The sequence below is a fragment of the Leifsonia sp. KNZ12-8B genome, assembly GCF_056755495.1.
Map to the genome: position 1 here is coordinate 1 of NZ_JBPGXM010000153.1, position 8,352 is coordinate 8,352.

Annotated in this window: 6 protein-coding genes; all 6 read left to right on the forward strand. The window is 70.2% G+C overall.

The window, feature by feature from the left end:
* Nucleotides 1–29: 29 nt before the first annotated feature.
* Complete coding sequence (locus ACR9ZG_RS16700) at nt 30–986, forward strand: carbohydrate ABC transporter permease (protein WP_481285974.1); 957 nt, start codon at nt 30–32, stop codon at nt 984–986.
* Complete coding sequence (locus ACR9ZG_RS16705; protein WP_481285975.1) at nt 983–1,882, forward strand: carbohydrate ABC transporter permease; 900 nt, start codon at nt 983–985, stop codon at nt 1,880–1,882. The genes ACR9ZG_RS16700 and ACR9ZG_RS16705 overlap by 4 nt, the downstream gene beginning before the upstream one ends.
* Entirely contained in the window at nt 1,879–3,369 is a 1,491-nt protein-coding gene (nagZ, locus tag ACR9ZG_RS16710) for a beta-N-acetylhexosaminidase (RefSeq protein ID WP_481285976.1), read from the forward strand. Before ACR9ZG_RS16705 ends, nagZ begins: the two co-directional genes overlap by 4 nt.
* The gene (locus ACR9ZG_RS16715) at nt 3,366–4,262 is read left to right on the forward strand and encodes an ROK family protein (protein WP_481285977.1); all 897 of its coding nucleotides are present in this window, start codon (nt 3,366–3,368) and stop codon (nt 4,260–4,262) included. The genes nagZ and ACR9ZG_RS16715 overlap by 4 nt, the downstream gene beginning before the upstream one ends.
* Complete coding sequence (gene nagB / locus ACR9ZG_RS16720) at nt 4,262–5,047, forward strand: glucosamine-6-phosphate deaminase (protein WP_481285978.1); 786 nt, start codon at nt 4,262–4,264, stop codon at nt 5,045–5,047. Before ACR9ZG_RS16715 ends, nagB begins: the two co-directional genes overlap by 1 nt.
* Nucleotides 5,048–5,161: 114 nt before the next feature.
* On the forward strand, nt 5,162–8,352 hold a 3,191-nt coding region (locus ACR9ZG_RS16725), incomplete at its 3' end, for a DUF7507 domain-containing protein (RefSeq protein WP_481285979.1).

An 8,352-nucleotide genomic window follows, 5' to 3' on the forward strand; every position in this document is an offset into this window, starting at 1 on the left:
CCCCACCCCCACCCGGAAGGAGGACCGACGTGACCACCACCCAGCAGGCCGCGCCCCCCGCGCGCGCCGCGGGCGACCCGGCGCCGGCAGCGCCGCGCAGGCGGCGACGCACGATCGCGCCCTACATCCTGCTGCTGCCCGCCGTCGCGATCTGCCTCCTCGCGCTCGGCTACCCGATCGGCTGGCAGCTCGTCACGTCGATGCAGCACTTCGGCCTGGCCCAGCAGTTCGGCCAGCCCGCCCCCTTCGTCTGGTTCGACAACTACGTCACCCTGTTCTCGGACTCCTACACCTGGGTCGTGGTGGGCCGGTCCATCCTGTTCTGCGTGGTCACCGCCGTGATCACGATGGTCATCGGCGTCGGCCTCGCGCTGCTGATGACCGGTGTCGGGAGGTTCGCCCGGCTCTTCCTCCAGATCGCGCTGCTGCTCGCCTGGGCCATGCCCGTCGTCGCCGCGATGACGGTCTGGAACTGGCTGTTCGACTGGCGTCGCGGCATCGTGAACACGGTGCTGAGCTCGTGGGGGCTGCCGTTCGAGGGCCACAACTGGCTGCAGAACCCGCTCTCCTTCTTCTTCGTCGCGATGGTCATCATCGTCTGGATGAGCGTGCCCTTCGTCGCGTTCTCCGCCTACGCGGGCCTGACCCAGGTGTCGGGAGAGGTGCTGGAGGCCGCGGCCATGGACGGCGCGCGCCCGTTCCAGCGGCTGCGCCACATCATCCTGCCGATCATCCGCCCGGTGCTCGGGATCGTCCTGCTGCTGCAGCTGATCTGGGACCTGCGCGTGTTCACCCAGATCAAGCTGCTCCAGGACAAGGGCTCGATCGCCAGCGAGACCAACCTGCTCGGCACGTACATCTACCAGCTCGGGGTCGGATCGAGCGACTTCGCCATGGCGAGCGCGGTCTCGGTGTTCGTGCTCGTGCTCACCATCGCGCTCAGCTGGTTCTACGTGCGCTCGCTGCTCAAGGAGGACGCCTCGTGACCGCCACCGCCACCACCCCCCGCGCGACCACGGCGGCGGAACCGCCGCGCCGCTACCGTCGGCGCGTCCGTCCGGGCCGCCTCCTCCTCGGCGCCCTCGCCGTCGTGCTCGGGCTCATCTGGATCTTCCCCGTCTACTGGATGGTGAACTCGTCACTGCTGCCCGACGTCGTCCTGCAGAGCTCGACGCCGACCTGGCTGCCGTTCGGCGGCTCGTTCGACAACTTCGCCGCCGTCATCGGGGGCGGCACGTTCTTCCCCGCGCTCGGGATGAGCGTCGTCGTCGCGCTGATCACGGTGGTGTTCTGCCTCGGCTTCGCCTTCCTCGCCGCGCTCGCCATCAGCCGGTTCAAATTCCGCGGCCGGACGTCGTTCGTGCTCGCCGTGCTGATCATCCAGATGCTCCCGGCCGAGGGCCTGTTCATCGCCCAGTACAAGCTGATGGGCAGCCTCGGGCTGCTCAACACCGTGCTCGGCGTGAGCATCATCTACATCGCGGCCGTGGTGCCCTTCACCATCTGGATGCTCCGCGGCTTCGTCGCCGGCATCCCCGCCGACCTCGAGGAGGCGGCCATGGTCGACGGCCTCAGCCGCACCCAGGCGTTCCTGCGGATCACCTTCCCGCTGCTCGCCCCCGGTCTCGTCGCGTCGGGCGTGTACGCGTTCCTCCAGGCGTGGAACGAGTTCACCGTCGCCCTCGTGATCCTGCAGGAGAACAGCAGCCAGACCCTCCCGCTGTGGTTGCGCGGCTTCATCCAGCAGTCGGCGTCGCGGGCGATCGACTGGGGAGAGGTGATGGCCGCGTCGACGCTGGTCGCCGTCCCCGTCATCGTCTTCTTCCTCATCGTGCAGGGCCGGATGACCAGCGGCCTCGTCAGCGGGGCGGTGAAGGGGTGACCCGGATCCTGTCGACACTCATGCCGGGCTTCACCGGCACGACCCTGCCCGCCTGGCTGGAGCGCCGCCTGCGCGAGGGGCTCGGCGGCGTGTGCCTCTTCGGCGGCAACATCGTCTCGCCCGAGCAGCTGCGCGCCCTGACCGCGGCGATCCGCGCGGCCAATCCGCGCGCCGTGATCGCCATCGACGAGGAGGGCGGCGACGTCACCCGCCTCTACTACGACAGCGGGTCGCCCTTCCCGGGCAACGCGGTGCTCGGGAGACTCGACGACACTTCGCACACCGAGGCGGTCGGCCGCCGCGTCGGCGAGGAGCTGCGTGCCGTCGGCTGCACCCTCGACCTCGCACCCGACGTCGACATCAACTCGAACCCGCACAACCCGGTCATCGGGGTGCGCAGCTTCGGCGCCGTACCCGAGGTGGTCGCCGAGCACGGCGCCGCCTGGACGCGAGGTCTGCAGTCGGCCGGCATCGCCGCCTGCGCCAAGCACTTCCCCGGGCACGGCGACACCGCGCAGGACTCGCACCTCGCCCTGCCCGAGGTGGACAGGAGCGCGCAGGAGCTCCGTGAGCGCGAGCTCCTGCCGTTCCGGGCCGCCATCGCGGCCGGCACCCGCACGATCATGACGTCGCACATCCTCCTCCCGCAGCTGGACGCCCGGATGCCCGCCACCTTCAGCGCCCCGATCATCGAGGGGCTGCTGCGCGGCGAGCTCGGCTTCGACGGCGTCGTCGTCACCGATGCGCTCGACATGGCAGGGGCCAGTGGAGGCGGCCGCGGCATCCCCGAGGCGGCCGTGCTCGCCCTCGCCGCCGGCTGCGACCTGCTCTGCATCGGCACGGACAACACCGACGAGCAGCTGACCGAGATCGTGGACGCGGTCGCGGCGGCGATCGCGGAAGGCCGGCTCGGCGAGGCCCGCGTCGCCCAGGCGGAGCAGCGCGTGCTGTCGCTGGCGGACGGCGCGGGCGCCGCCCTCGCCGCCGCGTCCTCGCCCGACGCGGACGCCGAGCTCGCCCGCGTCGCGGCCGCCTTCGACCTCTCCGACCACGCACGCGCGTGGCTGGCGGAGGAGCGCGGCCGGTACTCGGTCGTCCGGCTCGACACGATCGCGAACATTGCCGTGGGCCAGGCGCCCTGGGGTCCGTTCGCCGCCGCGCAGGCCGACCCGGCCGCACCCGCCTCGGTCGCCTTCGCCGACAATCCGCTCGTGGTCCTCACCGAGCGGGACGATCCCGAGCTCGTGCTCGCGGCGCAGTCGCCCGTCCTGATGATCGGCAAGGACAACCACCGCCACGCCTTCGCACGGGCCGCGATCGACCGCCTGCGGGCCGAGCGTGACCGCGTGCTGGTGGTCGACATGGGCTGGCCGGGCGACGACCGCGCCTATGCCGACCTCGCGACGTTCGGCGCCTCGCGCCTCGTCGGACGCGCCCTGCTCGACCTGCTCGCGCACGTGGGCGTCCCCTCCGGCTCGCGCTCGTGAGGCTCGGCATCGACATCGGCGGCACGAAGACCGACGCGGTCGCCGTCGACGAGCGCGGCGACCTGCGGCAGCGCGTGCGGCTGGCGACCGGTTTCGGCCGCGCGGCCGTGCTGGAGACGGCGGTCACGGCGGTGACGCGCATCGGCGAGCTGACCGGCCTGCCCGCCGGCGGGTTCGACTCCATCGGCATCGGCATCCCGGGCATGGTGGACAGCGCGTCCGGCCATGTCGCTCACGCCGTCAACCTCGGGGTCGACCGGCTGGAGCTCGGCGGCGAGCTGGCGGGCCGCCTCGGCGTCGGGGTGCGCGTCGAGAACGACGTGAAGGCGGCCGCCCTCGGCGCCTACCACCTCCTCGGCCTCGGCGGCACGATGGCCTACCTCAACCTCGGCACGGGCACGGCCGCGGGCATCGTGGTCGACGGTCGCCTCTGGCGCGGGGCCAGCGGCATCGCGGGAGAGATCGGGCACCTCCCCGTCGACCCGGCAGGCGCCGTGTGCGCCTGCGGCCAGCGCGGCTGCATCGAGACCACCGCGAGCGGGTCCGCCATCGCGCGGCAGTGGCCCACCGACGACCCGTTCCCGGCGCACGCCCTGTTCGAGGCGGCCGCCGCGGGGGATCGGGAGGCGCGCGTGATCGCCGCTAGGCTGGCGGAGGGCATCGCCTCCGCGGTGCGCGTCCTCGTCCTGACCGCCGACGTCGAGCACGTCGTGATCGGCGGCGGCCTCAGCCACCTCGGGGAGCGCCTGCTGAGCGATGTCCACGAGGTGCTCGAGGAGTGGGGCCGCACGTCCCCGTTCCTCGCGTCGCTCGCCCTTCCGCGGCGCGTGCGCCTCGTCCCGGAAGGTTCACCCGTGGCCGCGCTGGGCGCGGCCCTCGTCGGAGGTAGCTGATGGCCGAAGTCGTCGTCGTCGCAGACAAGGAGGCGGCCGGCGAGCTGGCCGCCGCGAGCATCGTGAGGCTCATCGCGAGCAAGCCGGACGCCGTGCTGGGCCTGGCCACCGGCTCCACCCCGCTCCCGGTCTACCGCGCGCTGGCCCGGCGGATCGCCGAGGAGGGCGTCGACGTCTCGCACGTCCGCGGCTACGCCCTCGACGAGTACGTGGGCCTGCCTGCGGGCCACCCGGAGTCGTACCGCGCGGTCATCACCCGCGAGGTCGTGGAGCCGCTCGGCCTGACGCCGTCGCTCATCCACACCCCCAACGGCGCCCGCGAGACCATCGAGCACGCCGGCGCCGACTACGAGAAGGCGATCGCGGAGTCCGGGGGAGTGGACGTCCAGATCCTCGGCATCGGCACCGACGGCCACATCGGCTTCAACGAGCCTGGCTCGTCGTTCGCGTCGGTCACGCGCGTGAAGACGCTGACGGAGCAGACCCGCAAGGACAACGCGCGGTTCTTCGCCTCGGAGGACGACGTGCCCATGCACTGCATCACCCAGGGCCTGTCGACCATCCTGAAGGCGCGCCACCTGCTGCTGCTGGCCTTCGGCGAGGGCAAGGCGGAGGCGCTGGCCGGAGCGGTGGAGGGACCGGTCTCGGCCTCCAACCCGGGCTCGGCCATCCAGCTCCACCCGCACGTGACGGTGCTCGTGGACGAGGCCGCCGCATCGCGCCTGAAGAACATCGACTACTACCGCTACGCCTACGCGAACAAGCCGAGCTGGCAGACACTGTAGACATCACCACCGAGTAAGGGCGGGCGCCGTTGGGCGCCCGCCCTTTTTCGTGTGTTCGCCGTGCGGAACCGCCAGGTGTACGTGGCCCCCTCGTGAGAGATCGGTACGGCCTGCGTGGCGGCGAATCTTGGATGGAAATATCCTGAATGTGAAACTCTGCGTCCTCTTTTTTGTCGACGCAACACACCCCGAGCATGGCGGTTTCGACTCGAAGCCGTCGGAGTACCGCCCGTGAACGAAGAATCGATCGTCCCCGCTGCCCGTCGCTGGCGCCGCCTGATGGCGGTCCTCACTACGCTCTTCCTGTTCGCCACTGCATTCGTGGCGGTCGGAGTCGTCGCCGCGCCTGCCGAGGCGGTTCCGCCGTTCCCGATCCAGGACCCGACTAACGGGCCCGCCGGTGCCACGGACCCGGACTGGATGTACCTGCGAACCGGATCGGGCAACGTCGGCAACACTTACACCTCGGACGGCTGGCTCCGCTTGACCAACGCCGGCTTCGGACAGGCGACGAACATCCTCAACGACACTGCCTTCCCGTCATCATCCGGCTTCGAAGTGACCTTCGATTACCGGATGGCTGGTGGTGTCACCTACGTTCCGGACGGGACCGACCACACCGGCGACGGGATCGCGATGTATCTGATCGATGGCTCCAAGGCCATCACGGCGGGCGCTCCCGGTAATGGTCTCGGCTACGCCATGGGCGCACCGACCGGCCAGACCGACACTTACACGGCGTGCGGTGTGTCGGGCGGGTACCTTGGTCTCGGTCTCGACGTGTATGGAAACTGGGGCGGGACCAAGTGGGGGAACATCGGCGGATCGGGCTACGCGCAAGGCATCGGAATGCGCGGCTCCGGAGATCAGTGCGGTGGCGCCAAGTTCCCGTGGGTGGCGGGAACGGCGACGAACCTGTGGACCGGCAAGTCCGGCAACACCGCGGACCCGGCAACGGACAGCAGCTCCCAGTACCGTCGTGTGACGATCCGCGTCGTGCCCTCCGGGGCGAACGTGCAAGTCACGGTCTGGCTCTCGAACCAGGTCGCAAAGTCTGGTAATCCCACGACGATGACGCAGATGTTCTCGTCGAATCTGAACAACGTCAGCGGACAGATGCCGCTGCCGAGCACGCTCAAGATCGGATTCTCGGCATCGACCGGCCAGGCGACGGACTTTCACGACATCCGTTGGGTCAAGGTCAAGGCGCTGTCCGACATCGCCGTGACGAAGGCGGTGTCTTCGCCTTCGCACGCGGGCTATCCGGCCGGAGCGTTCCTCCCCGGCGACCCGATCACCTTCACCCTCACCTCCACCAACAACGGACCCTCGGCGATCGGCTCGACGCAGTCCGGCGGCGGCCCCGTGCGCGTGTTCGACGACCTGAGCTCGCTTCCGATCTCCAACGTCAGCTGGACTTGTGCCCGAGCATCCGGGGATGCGACCTGCGTCACACCGTCAGGGTCCGGCTCGAAGGTATCGGCAGACTGGAAGGGTTCCGCCGGCTCCTCGGTGAACGTAGTCGTCACGGGGACGGTCTCGGGATCCATCGGATCGTTCACGAACACCGCCATCGTGCCCACCAACCTCGTGAACAACACGATCGATCCGAGTTCGAACGATGTGCAGCTCGGCGGCGGCCTCACGGACACGAACCTCTCCAACAACACCGCGAGTGCCGGCTTCACCGTCGCGGTGCCGTCGAAGCCCGCCCTCGGGATCACCAAGCAGGCGGCGCTGGCCCCCGGGGCGACCGGCAAGGCAGGCGACACCGTGAATTACACGTTCACCGCGGCCAACAAGGGTGACGTCCCCTTGACCTCTGTGGCTGTCACGGACGCCCTGGCCGGCCTCAGTCCGCTCACCTACCAGTGGGCCGCCGGAACAGGAGCGCTCGCGCCCGGCCAGTCGGTCACGGCGACAGCCACGTACGTTTTGAAGCAGTCCGACGTTGATGCGGGCTCCGTGGCGAACATCGCCTCCGCGACCGCCAAGGACCCCTCGAATGCCGACGTCGACGGCGGCAAGGCTCCGGCGACGGTCATCCTGAACCCGGTCTCGAAACTGTCGTTGACCAAGACGGGTGCGCTCGCGCCCGGCTCGACCGGCAAGGCCGGCGACACGGTGGCCTGGTCGCTCTCGGCGACCAATACCGGTGACACGACGCTCACGAACGTCTCCATCGCCGACGCCAAGCCGGGCATCAGCGGCATCACCTACTCCTGGCCGGGTACCCCGGGCAGCCTCGCGCCCGGTCAGAAGGTCACCGCGACCGCGACGTCGGCACTGACCCAGGCGGAGGTGGATACGGGCGTTGTCACCAACACGGCGACGCTCACCGGCACCGACCCGAAGGGCGGCACGGTCGATGGTGGCCAGGCGACGGCACAGGTTCCGTTGACCGGCGCCCCTTCGCTGGCTCTCACCAAGGTGGGCCGGCTCGCCGCCGGAGCCGTCGGCAAGGCCGGCGACAGCGTGGAGTACACGTTCGTCGCCACCAACACCGGAAACCAGACTCTGACCTCGGTGTCGGTCAAGGACCAGCTCGCCGGGATGAGCGCACCTGTGTACGCCTGGCCCGGCGCCGCCGGGACCCTGGCGCCGGGGCAGTCCGTGACCGCGACGGCGACGTATGCGTTGAAGCAGGCGGACGTCGACGCGGGTTCGGTGAACAACGTCGCCACCGCGACGGGCACCGATCCGAAGGGTGGCTCGGTGCCGAGCCAGCCCGCGCAGGCGACGGTGCCGCTGAGCGTCCCGTCGAAGCTGGATCTGGTGAAGACGGCGGCGCTGGCGTCGGGTGCGACCGGTGTTGCGGGTGACACGGTGCAGTACACGTTCACCGCGACCAACAGCGGCGATTCCACGCTGAACAATGTCACGATCGCGGACCAGCTGGTCGGTCTGAGCGCACCGGTGTATTCGTGGCCGGGTGCGGCTGGGACGTTGGCGCCGGGTCAGAAGGTGACCGCGACGGCGACCTACGTCGTGAAGCAGGCGGATGTGGATGCGGGTTCCGTGGCGAACCAGGCCGGTGCGCATGGCACGACGCCGCAGGGTGCGGGGGTGGACTCGCCGAAGGCGCCCGCGACGGTGCCGCTGTCGGCGGTGTCGAAGCTGGATCTGGTGAAGACGGCGGCGCTGGCGTCGGGTGCGACCGGTGTTGCGGGTGACGCGGTGCAGTACACGTTCACCGCGACCAACAGCGGCGATTCCACGCTGAACAACGTCACGATCGCGGACCAGCTGGTCGGTCTGAGCGCACCGGTGTATTCGTGGCCGGGTGCGGCTGGGACGTTGGCGCC

Bases quoted from the DNA above. Each gene is read 5' to 3' on its own strand.
- nagB (WP_481285978.1), top strand. From the start codon at position 4,262: ATGGCCGAAGTCGTCGTCGTCGCAGACAAGGAGGCGGCCGGCGAGCTG.